Below are 20,252 nucleotides of genomic sequence, written 5' to 3'. Positions count from 1 at the left end.
TTTTTTATAATATTTTTTTCGTAACTTTCGAACAGTTAACCCAAGTATTAACTTTAAAACAGGAAAGACATGATGAAGAAATTTTTAATGTTGTTTGCCTTCATTTTGGGCGCAACTACAATTTCGGCGCAGTCTGTGAAGAAAGCAGATTTGGTGGGTACATGGCAGCTATGCAACATGATAGACGGAATGCTGGATTCATCTCCGGAGATCAAACGTGCTCCGTATCTAAAGGTTTTCAGCCCGGGTGGTGCATTGACCAACCTGATGATTTCCAAAGAAGGAGACGTGTTCCTGACCATGGAAGGTACGTATGAGAAGAAATCGGACAGCAGTTATGTGGAGCACATCAAGAAATTGCTGGTTTCTTCTGCCATGGACGGAGTGGATAATCTGATGAAATATGAGTTCCTGAACGAGAATCTTATGGTAATCACTTTCCAGATCGTAGACGAGAATGGAGAGAAAATGAACTGCCAGGAAGTGTGGGAGCGCGTATCGATGCCGTCCAGAAAATAAGATCAGTCAGTTTTTAAAACAGATACATAACAAAAAATCAGGCAAGGATTCTTGCCTGATTTTTTTGTTTTAGATAAAGGTGCGGTGAATTTCTTCCCAGTTGTCTCTCAATTCCTGCATGGAATGAAACAGAAGGTTGGCACCGGCATCCAGAAGTACCTGGTCGGGCAGGGGACCGGTATTTACGGCAATGGTAAATATCTTGGCAGCCACACCGGCTTCTACACCCAGTGGGGCATTTTCTACGACAATACCTTCCCAAGGTTCCACACCAGCCTTTTTCAGGCCCATAAGGTAAGGCTCGGGATTAGGCTTGCCATATTTCACGTCAAAGCTCGTCACCATCTTGTCTTTGGTAAAGATGCCCGGAAAATGTTTGTTCAGACGGTCTATCAGCGAGAGCTGTCCCGAACCGGTAACCAGCACCGGTTGGCATCCTGCCTCTTTCACGGCATACAGCATGTCTTTGGCGCCCGGCATTTCGGGAGCTTCCTCACGCATGTTGAACACATCTGCCTTGGCCTGATAGATTTCATCCAGTTCCTCTTCGGTGGCATCGCGTCCCCAGTATTTTTGGGTCAGCAGGTTGATGGTACCGTTTCCGGTTCTTCCTTCGTGCATATAAGCCTCCTCCGGACTCATCTTGAGTCCGAACTGTGTCATGGCGTGGCTCCAGGCGTATGCGTGATTCGGCATCGAGTCAAAGAGCACTCCGTCCATATCAAATAAGACGGCTTTGAGACGGGTAGTCTCAAAGCCGTTGGAGGTAAGATATTGTTCTCTCTCTTTTTCGAACATGGTTATCTTGATTATTTGTTCAGTCTTGCCTGGATAGCTTCGCTTTCCTTCTCGTAGCCCGGTTTGTTCAGCAGGGCAAACATGTTCTTCTTGTATGCCTCTACACCCGGCTGGTTGAAGGTGTTTACACCCAGCAGGTTTCCGCTGATACCGCAAGCCTTCTCGAAGAAGTAGATGATCTGTCCCAGATAGTATTCATTCAGAACCGGTACAGACAGACGCATGTTAGGCACGCCACCGTCTACGTGAGCCAGCTGAGTACCCAGCTCGGCCATCTTGTTCACTTCGTCGATTCTCTTTCCGGCCAGGAAGTTCAGACCGTCCAGATTCTCTTCGTCGCTCGGGAAGAGCAGAGTGTGCTTTGATGACTCAATGCTGATAACTGTTTCGAAGATGGTGCGCTCGCCTTCCTGAATCCACTGACCCATAGAGTGCAGGTCGGTAGTGAAATCAACAGCTGCCGGGAAGATGCCCTTGCCGTCTTTTCCTTCAGATTCGCCGTACAGCTGCTTCCACCATTCGTTCATGAAGTGCAGCTTAGGCTGGTAGTTCACCAATATCTCAATCTTCTTGCCGCTCTGATACAGGGCATTTCTGCAAGCTGCATAAACGGCTGAAGGGTTCTCCAGGAATGGAACTTCAGGAGCGGTAGCCTTTTCCATATCGGCAGCACCGGCAACCAGCTGCTCAATGTCGAATCCGGCAATGGCAATCGGCAGCAAACCTACCGGAGTCAGTACAGAGAAACGTCCACCCACGTTGTCCGGGATGATGAAGCTCTTGTAACCCTCTTTGTCGGCTGTAGTGCGTGCGGCACCCTTCTTGGCGTCTGTAATCGCCACGATGACCTTCTTGGCCTCTTCTTTTCCTCTCTGGTCTTCACACTGCTTCTTCAACAGACGGAACGCCAAAGCGGTTTCGGTAGTAGTACCACTCTTGGAGATGTTGATGACACCGAATTTCTTGTCCTTCAGATAGTCGCTCAATTCTGCCAGATAGTCCTCACCGATGTTGTTACCTGCAAACAAGATGACAGGGTTCTTCTTGTCGTTCAGCAACCACTGGAAGCTGTTGCTCAGAGCCTCGATTACGGCTCTTGCGCCCAGATAGCTGCCGCCGATACCTGCCACAACCACCACGTCGCAATTCTCACGGATTACCTGAGCGGTAGCGTTCAGCTCATTGATAAACTCCTTGGTAATGGAAGAAGGTAAGTGCAACCATCCCAGAAAATCGTTTCCCGGACAAGTTCCATTCTCAAGAGCTTCTTGTGCTGCCTTAACCTGTGGTTCGAATGCTGCAATTGCATCGTTGCTCAGAAACTGAGTTGCTTTTGTGATGTCTAATTGAATATTTTTCATATTTCTTACACTTTAAAATAAGTATATTGTTATCTGAATGAATCTGTTAACAGTTTAATCTCAATACTAGGGGAAATGCGCTCGTATAATATATTATAGACCGCGTCCAATATAGGCATATTCACGTGCAGATGGCGGTTCAGGTCCTTCATGCACTTGGTTCCATAATAACCCTCTGCTATCATTTCCATTTCGATTTGTGCGCTTTTCACACTATATCCTTTTCCAATCATAGTTCCGAATACCCGGTTGCGGCTGAAGTTGGAATAGCCGGTCACGAGCAAGTCACCCAGATAAACGGAGTCAATCAGGCTTCGTTCAATGGGGTGCACAGTCTTGAGAAAGCGTTTCATTTCCTGCACGGCATTGGCAATCAGCACCGCCTGGAAATTGTCGCCATACTTCAGTCCGTTGCAGATACCCGAAGCGATGGCATAGACATTCTTCAGTACCGAGGCGTATTCAATACCAATCACGTCGGCACTGATCTTGGTCTTTACGTACTGACTGGCCATCATGTCGGCAAAACACTGCGCCTTTTTCAGGTCCGAGCAGCCGATTGTCAGATAGGTGAGTCGGTCCATCGCCACCTCTTCCGCGTGGCTCGGTCCTCCGAGCACGGCCAGATTCTCGTCGGGCACATTATATACCTGATGGAAATATTCTGAGCAAACCAGATTCTCATCGGGTACAATACCTTTGATAGCCGTCACGATGAACTTGTCTCTGAGTTTCACTTTCAGTTTTTTCAGATGACTTTTCAGGTAAGGCGACGGAGTGACGAAAATCAGTGTATCGGAGTTCTCCACTACCTTATTAATATCAGAAGAGAAATGGATACGGTCGACATCGAAATGAACACTGGTAAGATAAGCCGGGTTATGGCCCAGGCGACGGAACTCCTCAATGCGGTCGTCCCGTCGCATATACCAATAAATGGAGTCGTTTTGCTCCAGCATCATCTTGGCTATGGCGGTAGCCCAGCTACCGCCACCCATGATTGCTATGGTTCCGCAATTCTCCATGATGTTTTTTTTATTTCAGTTTCTCCACCCATTCCGCGATGTCGTTTACGGAAGGCTTGTTCATCTCTAATTTGTATTTCTTAATGATATCGCCAATCTGCTGCTGAATCTTTTGCGGATTGCCGTCTTTCAGGTCATTTACCAGATTATATCCGGCCTTTTGCAGCACAGGAACGATTTCTTCGGGCACACCGATTGCTACATATTCACGCGGAGCGTCTTTCGGGATTTTCTTTTCCGGACGCATTTGCGGGAAGAACAGAACTTCCTGAATGGTAGTCTGTCCGGTGAGCAGCATGGTCAGACGGTCCATACCGATACCGATACCAGCCAGGTTTGGCATACCATATTGCAGGGCGCGCAGGAAATCCTGGTCGATGAACATGGCCTCGTCGTCTCCCTTTTCGCTCAGGCGCAACTGCTCCTGGAAGCGCTCCTCCTGATCGATCGGGTCGTTCAGCTCAGAGTATGCATTTGCCAGCTCCTTACCGTTAACCATCAGCTCAAAGCGCTCGGTCAGTTCCGGATTGTTGCGGTGCTTCTTGGTCAGCGGAGACATTTCAATAGGATAGTCTGTGATGAAAGTAGGCTGGATGAAAGTTCCTTCGCAGAATTCGCCGAAGATTTCATCAATCATCTTACCCTTACCGAAGGTCTCGTCCACCTCTTCCAGTTTCAGAGCCTTGCAAACCTCACGGATTTCCTCTTCGCTCTTGCCGTTCAGGTCATATCCTGTCTTCTCCTTGATAGCGTCCAGAATGGTGATGCGCTTGTAAGGAGCCTTGAAGTCGATGATGTTGTCACCCACCTTAACCTGAGTAGTACCGTTTACGTCGAGAGCAATCTTTTCCAACAGTTTTTCGGTGTAATCCATCATCCAGTAGATATCCTTGTAGGAAACGTACAGCTCCATGCAGGTGAACTCCGGATTGTGATTGCGGTCCATACCCTCGTTGCGGAAATTCTTTGAGAATTCGTATACACCCTCAAATCCGCCCACAATCAGTTTCTTCAGATACAGCTCGCAGGCAATACGCATATACAGGTCGATGTCCAGCGCATTGTGATGTGTGATGAACGGACGTGCAGAGGCACCACCCGGGATAGACTGCAGGATCGGAGTTTCCACCTCAGTGTAACCGTCCTTGTCGAAGAAGTCTCTCATAGACTTGAAGATCTTGGATCTCTTCAGGAAGGTTTCCTTCACACCCTGATTTACCACCAGGTCCACATAACGCTGTCTGTATCTCAATTCAGGATCATCGAAAGAGTCATACACCTCGCCGTCCTTGGTCTTTACGATAGGCAGCGGCTTGATGCTTTTTGCCAGAACGGTCAGTTCTTTGGCATGCACACTGATCTCTCCGGTCTGTGTCTTGAATACGAATCCCTTGACGCCGACAAAGTCGCCCAAGTCGAGCAGCTTCTTGAAGACAGTGGTATACATATCCTTGTTTTCGCCCGGGCAGATATCATCGCGAGTGATATACACCTGGATGCGTCCTTTTGAGTCTTGAAGTTCGATGAAGGAAGCCTTACCCATGATGCGTCGGCTCATCATACGGCCGGCGATGCATACTTCTCTTGGTTCATCGGTTTCGCAGAATTCATTGCGTATATCTGTTGAGAAGGCGTTTGTTGGGTATTCGGCAGCCGGATACGGGTCGATGCCCAAAGCGCGCATTTCATTCAGATTGTTACGTCTTACGATTTCCTGTTCACTTAATTCTAAAATATTCATGATCGTTACAATTTCTGTATTTAATCGCAAAAATACAAAAGTTTTCCGAGCAAGGCAATGATTTTCGTATTTGTTGCTGTATTTCCTATATAAAAATGTATATCAGAATGTATTTATTTGTTATTTGATTGCTTTTTTCGGCGATTTTGGCCCTACCATTTCTTCAGATAAACGTTTGTTTCCTTTTGGGGGAATCCCATTTTCTGATACAGTTTGTTGGCCTGAATGCGGGTTGGTTTAGAAGTAAACATCATCTGTTCGGCCTGCAGTTTGCGGGCCTCTTCGGTGGCGTATGCCACCAGCATGCGTCCTCCGCCCTTGCCCTGGAATTCCGGCAGTACGGTCACATCCTCGAGGCAGGCCTTTTTGCCGGTGATGCTATAGTAAATACCCAGGCAGCAACAGCCTGCAAGTGTCTGTGATTCTTCGTCGTACAAGCCATACAGATGACTTTCTTCCGCCTGAATCAGCTGTTTCAGTTTCTCGTCCGAAAAGGTGCAGTTGCTGCTGAGTGTCTGTAAGAGCCTTTTCAGGCTTTGTATATCCTGTTCGTTGGGGTTTGTGATTTCTTTTACGTACATGGGTCTTTTCAATTGTTTTTTTAGCGGTGGCAATATGGTAAAAAAAACTGTATTCTGCAAATCTGCTTCCGGTTTTATTTTTTGCGGTCAGGATGTTCTAATTGGCGTTGAAGTCGTTAAGGTTGTCTCTCTTTGGTTAAAAAGAACAAAATCTCGTTTGCTTTCAATTTGCCGATTATGAGTTTAATTTAAATTTCCTTACTTTCGAATGTTACTAAACAAAACTAAATGATTAATTCGTTATGAATATTTATAGTAAAAATCTTTTTGCAGCAGTTTTACTGACTGCTTTTGGCTCTCCACTTTATGCCGATGGTTTTTCTGTGGTTACGGATAAACCGACAGGAGAGGTCTTGTCATTGGCTGTGAATGCCGGTGTGCGCGCCACGGTGATGTGGGACGACGATGAGACTACCCGGCAGGAAGTGCGTTTTACGGGAGACTTTCTGGAGATTCCTGTTGCCGGAAAAACATTGCAGGTGAACAGTGAGCAGACCATTACCCAGCTTTATTGCAGTGGAAATATGCTGAGCCAGCTGAATGTTGCCGGCCTGAAAAACCTGGAGACTCTGGTTTGTAATGACAACAACCTTAGCATGCTTTCTCTTTACACCAATACTCAGCTTCAGGAACTGTCCTGCCAGCGCAACCAGCTGAAAAGCCTGTCTTTGCAGACCAATAAGGAGCTGGAACGCCTGAATGTGGCACAGAATCCTTTGACTACACTGACCTTGACCAGCGCTCCTCAGTTGGCCTATATCAATCTGGCACAGACCCAGATGAACCGTTTCAATGCAACCAATTATTCGGATCTGAAGGTCTGCATCGCTCAGGAAGGAACACTCTCTACAATCACTCTGCCTGCTTCGGTTGAGGAAGTTTATGTTTCGAAGAACGAATTGCAGGAACTGGATTTGAAGCAGAATACCGGATTGAAGCAGCTCTGGCTGTCGGACAACCAGTTGACTAATCTGGATTTGAATGCCCAGGAGGCTCTGGAAGGTCTGGTTGCCGAAAACAACCAACTGAAGAGTGTCGGCATTTCACGTGCCACCCGTCTGACTCTGGAAAACTTCTTTGTGGCAGGCAATGCTTTGACCTACAATTCATTCCCGACACCTTCGGGCAGTCTTACCGTATCGGTATCACCGCAGCAGACCTATAACCTGAATGTTTCGGTACCGGTGGGAGAGACTTTGAAACTGGACTCTCTGCTGTATCGCAATGCCTGGGGTGCTCAGCTTAATCCGGAGGTGGTTTGGAAATATAAGGAGAACGGCAATCCGCTGCCCGAAGGCTCTTATGAAAATGCCCGCGGAGGAGTAGGCTTTATCTTCAATGAACCGGTGGGAGCTGTCTGCTGTGACGTGACTTCTTCGCTTTATCCCGATTTCGTGATGCAGATTGACGGTATTCAGGTGGGTTCTTCTACCGGTGTGCATGATGCCACTCAGGATGCAGACTGCACGATTTCTGCGGGCAAGCAGCAACTGACGGTTGCGTGTGCCCGTCCGACATCGGTTACCGTGCTTCGTGCCGACGGTTCCTTGGTGCTGACCGAGCAGGTGTCTTCCGGAACACACACCTGGAATCTTCCTTCCGGAGTTTATTTGGTAAACAAGAAAAAGGTATTTGTAAGATAAAATATTGAAACACATTATGAAAAACAGATATAAAACATTTGCGGCCTGTTTGCTGGCCTTCACTTCTTTTCCGCTGGCAGCTCAGGTTGCCGAGCCCTTGCGCCTGAATGTTCCCAAAGGGCATGTTTCCGTGATCCGTACCGATAAGGATACCGTGACCATGGGATATAATCAGGGACTTTCTCACCTGTCTCTGCTTACAGATCAGGACTATACCGTAAAGGTATCGCCCGACGCGGAGAAAATGCTGCAAGTGAAAAAACAGGGAGCCGATGAACTGACTTTCCTGGTGGGTTATAACGGACAGCCCGATGCCCGTACCGGAAAACTGACGCTCACTTCGGCCGACGGTACCTGCTCTCACGAGATTGTGGTTCTTCAGTCAGGAAACACTTCGGCCAACGAACTGCCCAGCGACACGCAGCTTCAGATCGGTTCTGCTGTAGCCAGCCAGTTCCAGCCCGGCGAGGATATTTCCCGTTCTTACGACGGTAATGTGTCCACTCTTTACCATTCTCCATACAGCGGCACACAGTTCCCGGTGACACTGACCTATAATCTGAAGTCTCCGTCACACGTAGACTATCTGATTTATACTCCCCGTCAGTCCGGCGGTATGAACGGTGTGTTCGGTAAGGTAAATGTATATTGCGCCACCCAAGACAATCCTACAGACTTCAAGTTGGTTGCCCAGAAGGATTTGGGTCAGTCATCGGCAGCTTCGTCTATTGATCTGGGCGAGAACGGTGTAGACAATGTGTCATCAGTCCGCATTGAGGTGCTCAGCGGTTACGGAAACTATGCCAGCTGTGCCGAGATGGCTTTTTATGAGCGGAATCACGAACTGGACCAGTTGTTCTCTGCCTATTTCGAGGATCCGTTGTGCACCCGTCTGAAACCAGAGGTGGACGAGGAGATGGCTGCTCAGATTGAAAACAATTACGTGCGCATGCTCGTGAGCTACGTGCTGGCAAATCCGGATTATGCCGAATCAAAATACCGCATCGCTTCGTTCGATGCCTACGAGCCGTTGTCAACCTTGTCTTCTCGTCTGAAGGTCAATACCTATAATGCTTATGAGAATCCTACCGGTATCTATTTTGAGGCAGGCAAGCCTCTGGTGCTCTTTGTTGAAGGCATCGGTCAGGACGAGGTTTCCCTGAAAATCAAGAATTTCGGTCGTGCTTACGAAGGAGAGCCGCAGAGCGAGAGCGCTTATCCGCTCAAGAACGGTGTGAATATCATCAATCCGAAGAACCGCGGTAACGGTTACATCTCTTATTATACCGCCAATTACCAGACAGCCTCTCCGGTGAAGATTCACTTTGCGATGGCTACAGAGAACGGTTACTTCGATCTGGAGCGCGGCGATACCAACGAAGACTGGATTAATTTGTTGAAGAACGCCAAGTCAGACATCATCGACCTGCGTACCAAACGCATCCAGGTGGCTTATCCGACAGCCCGCTTCAAGCAGTACTGTCCGGAGAATGCTGTCGAGCTGGCCTTGTTGAGCGACAGTACCATCTACTATGAGCGCGACATCATGGGTCTGTTGGGCAAGGAGCCTAAGAACCGTCAGTTTGCCCGTGTCGTTTGGAGCGGCTTTATGTTTGCCGACGGTGTGGGAGCTGCCGCTCATGATAATTCCCTGTCCGGATGGATGACTCCAAGCAATTTTGAGCCTTGGGGCTTCGGTCATGAGCTGGGTCATGTGAACCAGGTTACTCCGGGATTGAAGTGGGTAGGTTGTGGCGAAACCACCAACAATATCTATTCTTCTTGGGTAGAGCACAAGCTTGGCAAGGGATATCACCGTCTGGAATCAGAGCAGAGTGGTGTGAACGATTACAGCGGTCTGCGTGGCGGACGTTTCAACACTTACCTCGAGGAGAACGTGCGCAAGGGTGTGAGCTGGCAGCTGGCCGACGGTCCTGACTATCACGGTTCTCAGTACAACGAGAAGGTGGTCAAGAACCAAGACTATGCCGGAAACACTCTGGGTCAGGACACCACTGTGTTGACCCGTAACTTCGACCATTTTGTAAAACTTGTTCCGTTCTGGCAGCTCCAGCTTTATTGTCAGGAAGCCAAGGTGTCTCCTAACGTATTCGGCAAGGTGATTGAAGCCCTGCGCAAGGACGACGACAGCAACATGAGCAACGGTATGCACCAGATGCGCTTCATGCGTTTGGTATGTGATTCTACCGGTCTCGACTTCCTGGACTTCTTCGAAAAGGCCGGTATGCTGCGTCCGATCAATGCCTTTATCGAAGACTACGGAGCAGCCTGGCTGAAGATCAGCGAAGGCATGATCAGCGAGTTGCGTGAGTATGTAGCCCAGAAGGGATATCCGAAACCACAGGGCGAAATCAATTACATTTCGGCCCGTAACTGGAAAATCTATCGTGACAAATTGCCGCTCGAAGGAGCCTCTGTGGGCGAAGGCTGCACTGTAGTGCCGGCCGGCGATGCCAAGCGCATCAAGGTATCGCACGACGTATGGAAGAATGCCGTGGCCTTTGAGACCTACGATGCCGAAGGCAATCTGCTGCGCATCTCTATGGGTGGTCTTGGCGAAGATACTGATGCAGGATACAAATTCACACAGGTATTGTGGCCGGAGACCGATTCCGAAAAGGCAGCCTACATCATGGCTGTGGGTTGGGACGGTACCCGAATCAAGTGTTACGAAAAACAATAAGACTTTCAAGGACTTCCGGACTTGCTTCTGCTTCCGGAAGTCCTTCTTTTTTGAAAGATCTTTACCCGCGTACGCAGCGGCACTGCATCCGTTTCCGGGCCGGCAGGAGCACCGTTTCAAATCATCACAATGATTGTTTCCTTTCATCCTGATGATTTGCATTTTTCATCGAAATGAAATTTCCGGGCGGTTTCTGTGTGGCAGAAGGCAAGGGGACTTTTTTTCAATTGAAAATCTCTTTAGATTTGTAAGAAGCAAAACCTGTAATTGTTTCAAGTTTAGCCTCATAATATTTTTTATTGTAAAATACCTACATTTAGGTATGAGATATTTGAAAAATTATACGTATCTTTGCATCGAGAAAAGAGAAAGACGAAGTATCATATTTTTATCAATATTTTTATGGAATTTACACAGGAAAGCTGGGCCGGCTTTAAAGGCGATCTTTGGAAGAAAGAGATCAATGTAAGAGACTTCATCCAGAACAACTACACTCCTTACGAGGGAGATGATTCTTTCTTGAAGCCTTCTTCAGAGAAAACTCGCAAAGTATGGGACAAGTTGACCGAGATGTTCAAGGTAGAGCGTGAGCGCGGTGTTTACGACACTGAGACCAAACTTCCGCAGTCAATTTCCACTTACGGACCGGGTTACATTGACCAGGAGAACGAGGTAATCGTTGGTTTGCAGACCGATGCACCTTTGAAGCGTGCCATTTTCCCGAGAGGTGGAGTCCGCATGGTGGAGAACAGCTTGAAGGCATACGGCTACCAGTTGGATCCGCTGACCAAAGAGATCTTTACAAAATATCGTAAAACCCACAATGAGGGTGTGTTCTCAGCATATACTCAGGACATCCTGAAAGCCCGTCACGACGCCATCATTACCGGTCTGCCGGATGCTTATGGCCGTGGCCGTATCATCGGTGACTACCGTCGTGTAGCTCTTTACGGTACTGCCATTCTGATTGAGGACAAGAAGGATTTCCAGAAACGTCTGGAGTCAAATGAGATGACCGAGGAGACGATCCGTCGCCGCGAGGAAATCACCGAGCAGATCAAGGCTCTGAAGGAGTTCGAAGGCATGTGTGCTTCTTACGGTTTCGACGTAACCCGTCCGGCCAAGGATGCTCGTGAGGCTGTTCAGTTCGTATATCTGGCTTATCTGGCTGCCGTGAAGGATCAGGACGGTGCTGCCATGTCTATCGGTCGTACCGCTACATTCCTGGATATCTATATCGAGAAGGACATCAAGGAAGGCAAGCTGACAGAGGAAGAGGCACAGGAACTGGTAGACCAGATGATCATCAAGCTGCGTATCGTTCGTTTCCTGCGTACTCCGGAATACAACGACCTGTTCTCAGGTGATCCGGTTTGGGTAACCGAGTCTTTGGGTGGTATGGGCGTAGACGGCCGTACCTTGGTAACCAAGACCTGTTTCCGTTACCTGCACACCCTGTACAATCTGGGCCCTGCTCCAGAACCAAACTTGACTGTTCTGTGGGCTGAGAAGTTGCCGGAAAACTGGAAGAAGTTCTGCGCCAAGGTATCTATCGATACTTCTGCCATCCAGTATGAGAACGACGACCTGATGCGTGTTGAGTACGGTGATGACTACGGAATTGCCTGCTGCGTATCTCCGATGAAGATCGGTAAGCAGATGCAGTTCTTCGGAGCGCGTGCCAACCTGGCCAAGTGCTTGCTTTACGCCATCAACGGTGGTCGCGACGAGCGTACCGGCGATCAGGTAGCACCTAAGTTCGAGGCTATCACTTCTGAATATCTCGACTACAACGAGGTAATGGAGAAATACGAGCAGATGATGAAATGGTTGGCCAAGGTTTACACCAACGCCTTGAAGATCATTCACTACATGCACGACAAGTATAACTACGAGGCATACGAGATGGCGCTCCACGACGGAGACGTGCACCGTATCTTCGCAACCGGTATCGCAGGTCTGTCTATCGTGGCCGACTCACTGGCTGCCATCCGCGACTGCAAGGTGAAGGTGATTCGCGACGAGCGCGGTCTGGCTGTTGACTTCGAGCGTGAGGGTGAATATGTTCCTTACGGAAACAACGACGACCGTACTGACAGCATCGCAGTGGAAATCGTAACCAAGTTCATGAACTATCTGCGTCAGCACGAGACTTACCGCAACGCTGAGGCTACCCAGTCTATTCTGACCATTACCAGCAACGTGGTTTACGGAAAGAAGACCGGTACTACTCCTGACGGACGTAAGGGCGGAACTCCGTTCGCTCCGGGTGCCAACCCAATGAACGGACGCGACGTGAAGGGTGCTGTTGCCGCTCTGGCTTCAGTGGCCAAGTTGCCGTTCCAGCACGCACACGACGGTATCTCATTCACCTTCGGTATCTCACCGGCTACTTTGGGTAAGGAGCGCGACATTCAGGTAGACAACTTGGTTGGTCTGTTGAACGGTTACTTCACTCCGCAGGGTGGACAGCACCTGAACGTGAACGTGTTCGACCGTGAATTGCTGATCGACGCGATGGAGCATCCGGAACTGTATCCGCAGCTCACCATCCGTGTTTCCGGTTATGCGGTGAACTTCGTGAAACTGACTCGTGAGCAGCAGCTCGACGTGATTTCACGTACCATCAACCACTCTTTGTAATTTGTTGAACAAGTGATTAAAGGAAAAATACATTCACTGGAGAGTTTCGGGACCGTTGACGGTCCCGGAATTCGTTTTGTGACCTTCCTGCAGGGATGCCCTCTGCGTTGCCAGTACTGTCACAACCCGGATACCTGGGACAAGAACCGTGCCGTGAAGTATGAGTACACCCCTCAGGAACTGCTTGAAGAGGTGTTGCGCTACAAAAGCTTTATCCGTAACGGTGGTGTGACTCTGACCGGTGGCGAACCGCTGGTGCAGGCTGAGTTTGCACGCGAGTATTTCCGTCTGTGTCGCGAGGCCGGACTGCATACGGCGCTCGATACTTCGGGAGCCATCTGCAATGAGCAGACGCTGGCCGTGCTGGACTATACCGATTTGCTGATGCTCGACATCAAGGCGCTGGATGAGGCCCTGTGCCGCAAGGTATGCGGCAGCGACGGGCGCAATGCCTTGCGCTATCTGGACGAGGCCCAGAAGCGAGGTGTTAAGGTTTGGATCCGTCACGTGGTCGTGCCGGGACTGACCGATGACGACGAGCAGCTCGACCGCCTGGTGGAATATCTCAAGGGCTATCCGGTGGTGGAGAAAATCGAATGGTTGCCTTATCACACGATGGGTGTGTTCAAGTACGAGCAGTTGGGCTTGCCTTATCCGCTGAAGGATGTGGAACCGCTCTCGGCAGAACGGATCAAGACCATCCGTGAACGCTATAAGGACGTGTTTCCGGTTCAGAAATAATCAATAAAAGTATAATGGCAGATTGTATCTTCGGTATGAGATGCAGTCTGCTTTTTTTGTTTCACTAAACCAAATTATGATGAAATCCAGTTTATTCAATTTGTTTTTTATGGCAGGTTCTGTTTTTGTCCTTTTGGCCTCCTGCCAGACATTTCGGGAAACCACTCGGGATATGATGGTGGAGTCTATTGTCGATCCCAAGACGGGCAAGCGCATTTTTGTCCGTCAGCAGGAAAACGCGCCCTACGGGGTGGACGCGGCCGGAATTTATAAAGCCCGTAAAGAAGCCAAAAAACGGAAAAAGACCGAGTGGATGGAAAACTATTTTTTCTAGAAAACGCTGCATTGTTGTATAAATATTTACATGTATTCAAAATAAAAGTTGCTTTTCTTTTTCTCGTCAGCATTGTTTTTATAACTTTGAATTCAGTTGGATGGGTGAGCCTGTCCGATTGCTGAATTTGTGTAATAACGGGATTGATATTCCCTATATAATACTTTTTATAATGGAACAGGAAAACCGTAAACCGAGGAGACCGAGACGAAGCAAAGCCGATATAGAAAACTGCATTGACAAAGCCGCCAAGGAGCTGGTATTGAAAAAGAGATTCTCCAATGTGACCGTTTTGGACATCATTAAGCGCGCCAAGATTGAACCGATTACCTTTTACAGCCGTTATCAGAACCAGGAAGATTTCTTTGAGCATTTTGTGCGTGAGTTTGATTACTGGTTTAAGGACACGATGAGCGCGGAGAATAATCAGGTTCGCACAGAAGAAGTTTATGCCGAACTCTTGATCAATCTACTCAATGAATTAAGCCAAAAATCCATCATGCTGGAGCTTTTGCGTTGGGAGATATCAGACACCAATCAGGTTACCTTGCGTACGGCCATGAACCGCGAGCTGCATACCATCCCTCTGGTGGATAAGTATGAGGCGGATTTTAAGGATTCTGGAATGGACATCAGTGCCATATCCAGTTTGCTGATTGGCGGAATCTATTATCTGTGTCTGCATAAGGAATGTTCTCCTTTCTGTCGGATTGATCTCAATACAGACGAGGGGAAACGGAAAATTCAGAATGCGATACGAACTTTGTCCCGCTTGCTGTATGAACACAAGCAAGGCACCCGTTCACCAAGCAAGGATGAATTAGAGGGTATTGCGGAGCGTATGAGACAAAGGGGAATGAGTGAAGAGGATATTCGGTACTGTCTGATGAAATAAGGAAGCTATATCACAATCCCCTCTTTTTAAAACCGCTTTAAAACGGTTTTAAAAGGAGGGGATTGTTGTATGTCGTTAAAACAGTTTTTTATTGGTGCAACAGATAATGGCCTCAGACATGTTTTTTACATGTAGTTTCTGGAACAGGATTTTTTTTCTTTTTTTAATGGCACTCTCAGACAATTGCAAATTCTCAGACATTTCTTTTTCTGTAAACCCTTGAACAGACAGTCTGACAATTTCTTTTTCTTTCTCGCTTAATTGAGGACTTGGCATTTCGTCCCAACATTTTGTTTCCCGGTTCCATAATATTTCTTTTTCGCCCACTTTGGCCATGATCATATTCGGGTGCTTCTGATCGGTCAGAGAAACCTTACAGAGTGCCCAGACAATTTCCTGACACTCGTTCTTGATCAATGGAATCAGAGTATGGCGCACGGGAAAATAAGCGTCCCCGTTTTTGATGCGGAAATCATAAGAGATATAGCCGTCTTTATTGCGATCTTCTTCTGACAGTTCCCGATATTTCCGGAAACCTATCTCGTTGACTTCGAACAGAAATGGAATATCCTCGGGGTGTACGTATCGGTCATAAAATTTATATCCCATATCCTGAACCTCATGGGCAGAATGTCCGCACAAGAACAATGGATTGTCATGGACATATACAAATCGCTTCTGGCTATAATCTATGATATAAAAACTCTCGTATTCATCCAGCAAAATCAGTTTTATAAGATGGATCAGTTGGGCAATTTGCTCTTCTGAAAAATGATCCGTATCAGTTACTTTATTCCATTCATTAAATAATTTATGTATGTTCATTGTCTTCCTATATTTTATTTAGGCTAAGATAATGTTTTTTATTATTTCATCGAATGATATCCCTCATAATATTTCTTCTGAGGTATACTTAAGTATACTTTTAACAAAAAAACATCATTTATATTTGCTTTACATTGTTTTTTGGGCTCATTTTGTGATATGTTTCTACTAGTAAAGGTTATTTTAATGACCTGTTCCTATAGGAATAGAGCAAAAAATATAAGGACTTATTGTTTAACGATTAAAAGATTTTGGTATGAATTATCGTGTTGCTTTACTTGGCCTTTTGCTGCTACCATGGGCTGCAAATAGCAAGCCCCTTACGAATTTAGATCAGGACGAAGGGGTTATTCCTTGGTTGACACAACAATACAAGGAGTATTGGTTGAATGAGGACATACACCGCACTGAGGATGCGAACAAGAAATATCTCACTAAGGCCATGCTTGCGAAGGTATATCGGGCCAGCAATGTGGTGGATGCAAACTTGATGACCCGCTCTCAGGATGTGACTTCCTATGCTGCCCAGTCGGTGACCTGCCGTCATTTGGACGGTAACTGGTATGCTGTTTCCTGGCGCTTTTCTCCGGATGGTTCCCTGACGGATATTCCGGTGCGTGTTGTCGGAACAGAAGGTAATTACCGCATTTCTTACGTCACTCCATTCTGGGGCGGTACGAAGTATGGAGATTCCCTGTTTGAGATTTCCCGCCAGCCTGTGGATCAGGAAAGCACGGCGGAGCATTTTGTCCGCTCGTTTTATGAAAGATACCTGTCCGCCTATATCCTGATGCCCGATACTTTGGAACAGGAGTTGTCCCATTTGCGTTCGGCCTATTGTGCGGAACCGGTTTTGCAGGCTTTTGATAAGAAAAGGGAAACCATGCAGCGTATGGACGGAGTGCCCTTTTATGACCTGTTGGTCGGCGAATCGGACTTTGACGCTTTCTGGAAAGACAGTTTTAAGATCCGTCCTGTAGATGATCGGACTTTTGAGGTCTCTTATGACATTTTTAAGGACGGGCAAGCACCAGAAGTGTGTTTCCGCGTGCAAGTGGGCAAGAATGACGGAAAATATCTTATTGAAAAAATTTCGGAGAACCGGAATACGCCTTCTACAAACGGAGGAAATGTTTGCACTTTCACGGTAGAGGACTCCCAACTGTATGACTATCAGCCGGAGTTTGCAGACAATGTGAAATTGATTTGCCTTCACTTTTTGAAGTGGCCGGAAGGATATCCGTCTGAGCAGCCTCTGTCTGCGGAAGTCCGTTTTACGATTGGTCCGGATGGAAAAATAACCGATGTTGTTCCGGAGGCCGATTCACCGGCAGTGAAGCAGGAGATGGAGCGCATGTTTTCCTCCCTTCCTAAGGCTTTGCCGGCATGGCAGGATGGTAAGGCGGTGGCCAGCAGTTGTGTGGTGCGTCTGAATCTGAGTAAATCCGAATGGGATCAATGTCAACGGAAAGAAACAGAGGCAGACAGCCGTCCGGTTTATGTGGACCCGGAACTCCCGGCTCATCCGTCCGACGGCTTGGAGGCGTTTCAAAACTACCTGAGTACCCTTATGCCTGAGAAATCCTCCGGAAAATTACTTTATTCTTTTGTGGTAAAGAAGGATGGAAGAATGAGTGAGATCACATGCGTCAGAAACTCAACGAAGAATCCGGATTTGGAGAAAAAGGTGACCGAGTCACTGACAAAGATGAGCGAAAAGTTCCGTTGGCATCCGGCATCCGCCAATTTTGTTTTTGTAGAGAGTAAGTTTTCTATTCCGATAACGCTGAAATAACTTTCCTGTTACTATAAAAAATAGAATTTATTACTCAGAAAACTGTTTAAAACGAGATCTATAACTAATATTACTCAAAAACAATGACTAAAAAAAGTCTTTTGATGGGCATATTGCTGCTCTGTTGCTGTATAAGAGCGGTAGCCCAAACCGTGAAAATTCAAGTCGATATTGAAGACGAGTTCCTGAAGATGCCGCTTAGCGGTGTCAAGTTGTCCGTGCTGACTCCGGACAGTGCGGTTGTAGTGGATTCCGCTTCCTGTATCTCTATTCGTTCTACCTCCGGCAAGTCTCTGAAAGAGATTTATACGGCTTCTGTAAAAGCCGGCCGTCATTACCTGCTGCGTGCCAAAAGAGCTGGCTATGGGGATGTGTGGCGCCGTTTTTCCGTACCTTCCACGCAAAAAAGTGAGCTGAGTCTGTCCACCCTCATGATGCGCAAGGAATGGAAGGAGGAGATGAGCGAGGTAGTGGTCAAGGCTACCAAAGTCAAGATGTATTATAAGGGAGATACAATCGTCTACGATGCCGATGCCTTCAAACTTCCGGACGGTTCGATGCTGCAAAGCCTGATAGACCAGCTTCCGGGCGTAACGATGAATCAGTCCGGAGAGATCTTTGTCAACGGGCGTAAGGTGGACGAACTGATGTTGGGATCGCGCACTTTCATGCACGGCAACAAGAAAGTCCTGATGGAGAATCTGCCTTATTACACGGTGAAGGACATCAAGGTTTATGACAAGCAGACGGACAAGAGTGTGGCTCTGGGTTACGATGTGGAACCCCGCAAGTTTGTGATGGATGTGAATCTGAAACCGGAATACAGTCAGGGGTACATAGCCAATGTGGAAGCCGCCGGAGGTACGAACGACCGCTGGCTGGGGCGTGGCTTTCTTTTGGGCTTCACCGATTTGTGGCGTTACTCCGTGATGGCCAATCTGAATAATGTGAATGAGAGCCGTCATATCGGCGAGCGCGGATTCTGGTCTCCGGCCACCATGCCCCGTTCGTTGACCACCACACGCAGTGCGGCTTTTGATCTGGACTATCAGTCGAAAGACAAGGTCCGTAAGAACAATTTTGTGGCAGACTACACCAGCACATCGGATGACAGAGAGATGCGCCGTCGCCAGGAACAGTTCCTGGAAGGCAGCCATCCGTTGTCACAGACCGAAAGCACCAGCCATTCCGGTAACTGGAAAGTGAAGCTGAGTAATGAGTATGTAGCTACCAAACCGGGTTATCTGAGAATAAATACCAACTTCGATTATGAAAAGCGCCATGCCAACGGTCATTCCCTTTTCAACCAGTGGGACGACTTGCAGAGCGACACCCTGACAGCCTCCATGTTTACGGATAATCTGAGCGAGGGTCAAACCCTGCATTTCGATCAAGGTATTATGGGAGCCTTTAATACGAACAAGGAGAAAGAACGGGTTTTGAACCTACAACTCTAACCGATTATATTTCAGCTACTTCGCTTTCAAAATTTCAAATAGGTAACGAAACAGTAACGATTTTCAGATGTTGGGCTTGTCCAACTTTGACCGCTGTTTGTCTGCCTAACTTTCGGGTTCAAAGATACGGCTTTCTTTTGAAACTCGCAAATATCTGATAATAAATATTTTTGGGTTAGTGCAAGGTGCAAGCTATATATATAAATATATACTTGCACCTTGCACTAAAAAAAAGCACTGGGGTACAAATGGTTAAAACAAAATCCGTATCTTCGTAACCGATTAAAAACAAACGTGTATGATAATAACTAACCGTGAAGAAGTAATAGATAAAGCGTTCGGAGTATTTGTCAGGATGAACTACGAGAAAGCAAGCATCATCACGCTTGCCAAAGCCTGCGGGGTGACAAAAACGGGTATCGTTTATTATTTTCCGCACAAGCTGGATTTATTTATGGCTGTGGCGGACAAATACGTGTTGCAGATGCACGAACCGGAAAACAAGTTTGCCGCTCCCGCCGCTACGTTGGCGGAGTTCATCGGGCAATACGTGGCGGGGGTAGCCGCTTCCATGAAAAGGATTGTTGAACTGATTGGCGATAATAGCAGCCCGCATGATTGTAGTCCTAACTTCTACTACTTTCACTTTCTGTCACAAGTGCGCATGTACTATCCGGGCATCAGGCAGAAAATTGAGAAAATCTACCGACAAGACTATGAACTATGGGAGAAAGTCATACAGAAAGCAAAAGAAAGCGGAGAAATCAGGAGTGACACGGACGTGAAGAAAACGGCTATCATGTTCCGGCAAATGTTTTTAGGACTGTCATACGAACAAGCATTTCTGAACGGTCTGAACGTGGAAGAACTGGCAGAAAACTTTCGCCATATCTATTCGCTGCTTAAAGCCTGATAGAGTTTTGTTTTTTTAACTTCCACTATTTTTGAACGAATGTTCAAAATATGATGTTTTTGTTTTATCTTTGGAGCATGAAGCAAAATTCAGCGACATGGATAAGGTTCAGAAACAAAGAGGAAGCATCGTGCTGCACAAAGACGCAAGGGACGGTGCGGACTACATACGGATAGAATATGCGAACAGTCAGGCTGTCGCCCTGCTGCTCGCCCAAGAAACGGGCATAGAAATGGCTGGCAACGGCTCTGCATACATAGCGTCAGCCGCTTTCAGC

Annotated in this window: 16 protein-coding genes and 1 pseudogene; 11 read left to right on the top strand and 6 right to left on the bottom strand. The window is 47.4% G+C overall.

Going from position 1 to position 20,252, the window contains the following annotated elements:
- Positions 1-69 precede the first annotated feature (69 nt).
- Positions 70-519 (top strand): DUF4488 domain-containing protein, encoded by a 450-nt coding sequence (locus tag DXA74_RS11350; RefSeq protein WP_118527676.1) that lies wholly within the window; start codon positions 70-72, stop codon positions 517-519.
- A 69-nt stretch (positions 520-588) separates the two neighbouring features.
- Here DXA74_RS11350 and DXA74_RS11345 read toward each other — a convergent pair whose 3' ends face one another.
- The 5 genes from DXA74_RS11345 to DXA74_RS11325 all read right to left on the bottom strand — a co-directional run bounded on the left by DXA74_RS11345 (position 589) and on the right by DXA74_RS11325 (position 6,025).
- Positions 589-1,317, bottom strand: a complete 729-nt coding sequence (locus DXA74_RS11345; RefSeq protein ID WP_118527674.1) for an HAD-IA family hydrolase — start codon at positions 1,315-1,317, stop codon at positions 589-591.
- Between the two features lie 11 nt (positions 1,318-1,328).
- On the bottom strand, positions 1,329-2,678 hold the full coding sequence (locus DXA74_RS11340) for a glucose-6-phosphate isomerase (RefSeq protein ID WP_118527672.1): 1,350 nt from the start codon (positions 2,676-2,678) through the stop codon (positions 1,329-1,331).
- A gap of 29 nt (positions 2,679-2,707) precedes the next feature.
- Positions 2,708-3,703, bottom strand: a complete 996-nt coding sequence (locus DXA74_RS11335; protein ID WP_118527670.1) for an NAD(P)H-dependent glycerol-3-phosphate dehydrogenase — start codon at positions 3,701-3,703, stop codon at positions 2,708-2,710.
- Between the two features lie 10 nt (positions 3,704-3,713).
- A complete protein-coding gene (gene lysS / locus DXA74_RS11330) occupies positions 3,714-5,444 on the bottom strand; it encodes a lysine--tRNA ligase (protein WP_118527668.1) in 1,731 nt (576 codons plus the stop codon).
- A 152-nt stretch (positions 5,445-5,596) separates the two neighbouring features.
- On the bottom strand, positions 5,597-6,025 hold the full coding sequence (locus DXA74_RS11325; RefSeq protein WP_118527666.1) for a GNAT family N-acetyltransferase: 429 nt from the start codon (positions 6,023-6,025) through the stop codon (positions 5,597-5,599).
- Between the two features lie 242 nt (positions 6,026-6,267).
- Between DXA74_RS11325 and DXA74_RS11320 the strand changes: the two genes are divergently transcribed.
- The 6 genes from DXA74_RS11320 to DXA74_RS11300 all read left to right on the top strand — a co-directional run bounded on the left by DXA74_RS11320 (position 6,268) and on the right by DXA74_RS11300 (position 14,985).
- Complete coding sequence (locus DXA74_RS11320) at positions 6,268-7,668, top strand: leucine-rich repeat domain-containing protein (protein ID WP_118527664.1); 1,401 nt, start codon at positions 6,268-6,270, stop codon at positions 7,666-7,668.
- Between the two features lie 16 nt (positions 7,669-7,684).
- Positions 7,685-10,372: a M60 family metallopeptidase gene (locus DXA74_RS11315; RefSeq protein ID WP_118527662.1), complete on the top strand. Its 2,688-nt coding sequence runs from the start codon at positions 7,685-7,687 to the stop codon at positions 10,370-10,372.
- A 402-nt stretch (positions 10,373-10,774) separates the two neighbouring features.
- Entirely contained in the window at positions 10,775-13,015 is a 2,241-nt protein-coding gene (gene pflB / locus DXA74_RS11310) for a formate C-acetyltransferase (RefSeq protein WP_118527732.1), read from the top strand.
- Positions 13,016-13,027: 12 nt separating this feature from the next.
- The gene (gene pflA / locus DXA74_RS11305; RefSeq protein ID WP_118527660.1) at positions 13,028-13,756 is read left to right on the top strand and encodes a pyruvate formate-lyase-activating protein; all 729 of its coding nucleotides are present in this window, start codon (positions 13,028-13,030) and stop codon (positions 13,754-13,756) included.
- 109 nt (positions 13,757-13,865) lie between these two features.
- Positions 13,866-14,090, top strand: a complete 225-nt coding sequence (locus DXA74_RS16220) for a hypothetical protein (RefSeq protein WP_147401097.1) — start codon at positions 13,866-13,868, stop codon at positions 14,088-14,090.
- A gap of 172 nt (positions 14,091-14,262) precedes the next feature.
- The gene (locus DXA74_RS11300) at positions 14,263-14,985 is read left to right on the top strand and encodes a TetR/AcrR family transcriptional regulator (RefSeq protein ID WP_118527658.1); all 723 of its coding nucleotides are present in this window, start codon (positions 14,263-14,265) and stop codon (positions 14,983-14,985) included.
- A gap of 75 nt (positions 14,986-15,060) precedes the next feature.
- Here DXA74_RS11300 and DXA74_RS11295 read toward each other — a convergent pair whose 3' ends face one another.
- Positions 15,061-15,810 (bottom strand): response regulator transcription factor, encoded by a 750-nt coding sequence (locus tag DXA74_RS11295; RefSeq protein ID WP_118527656.1) that lies wholly within the window; start codon positions 15,808-15,810, stop codon positions 15,061-15,063.
- A gap of 256 nt (positions 15,811-16,066) precedes the next feature.
- On the opposite strand from DXA74_RS11295, the gene DXA74_RS11290 reads away from it, so the two are divergent.
- The 4 genes and pseudogenes from DXA74_RS11290 to DXA74_RS11270 all read left to right on the top strand — a co-directional run.
- Positions 16,067-17,605 carry an energy transducer TonB gene (locus DXA74_RS11290; protein WP_147401096.1) on the top strand — a complete coding sequence of 513 codons (1,539 nt, stop codon included), beginning with the start codon at positions 16,067-16,069 and terminating at the stop codon, positions 17,603-17,605.
- Between the two features lie 83 nt (positions 17,606-17,688).
- Positions 17,689-19,062, top strand: coding sequence for a hypothetical protein (locus DXA74_RS11285; RefSeq protein ID WP_147401095.1), 1,374 nt, complete (start codon positions 17,689-17,691; stop codon positions 19,060-19,062).
- Positions 19,063-19,360: 298 nt separating this feature from the next.
- Positions 19,361-19,975 carry a TetR/AcrR family transcriptional regulator gene (locus DXA74_RS11275; RefSeq protein WP_118527650.1) on the top strand — a complete coding sequence of 205 codons (615 nt, stop codon included), beginning with the start codon at positions 19,361-19,363 and terminating at the stop codon, positions 19,973-19,975.
- 97 nt (positions 19,976-20,072) lie between these two features.
- A pseudogene (locus tag DXA74_RS11270) lies at positions 20,073-20,252 on the top strand (recombinase); the annotation flags it as partial.

This window comes from Bacteroides sp. OF04-15BH (genome assembly GCF_003477995.1).
GTDB lineage: Bacteria > Bacteroidota > Bacteroidia > Bacteroidales > Bacteroidaceae > Paraprevotella.
Note: the sequence above shows the minus strand (reverse complement) of the source record. Positions and strands in the feature narration are given on the sequence as shown.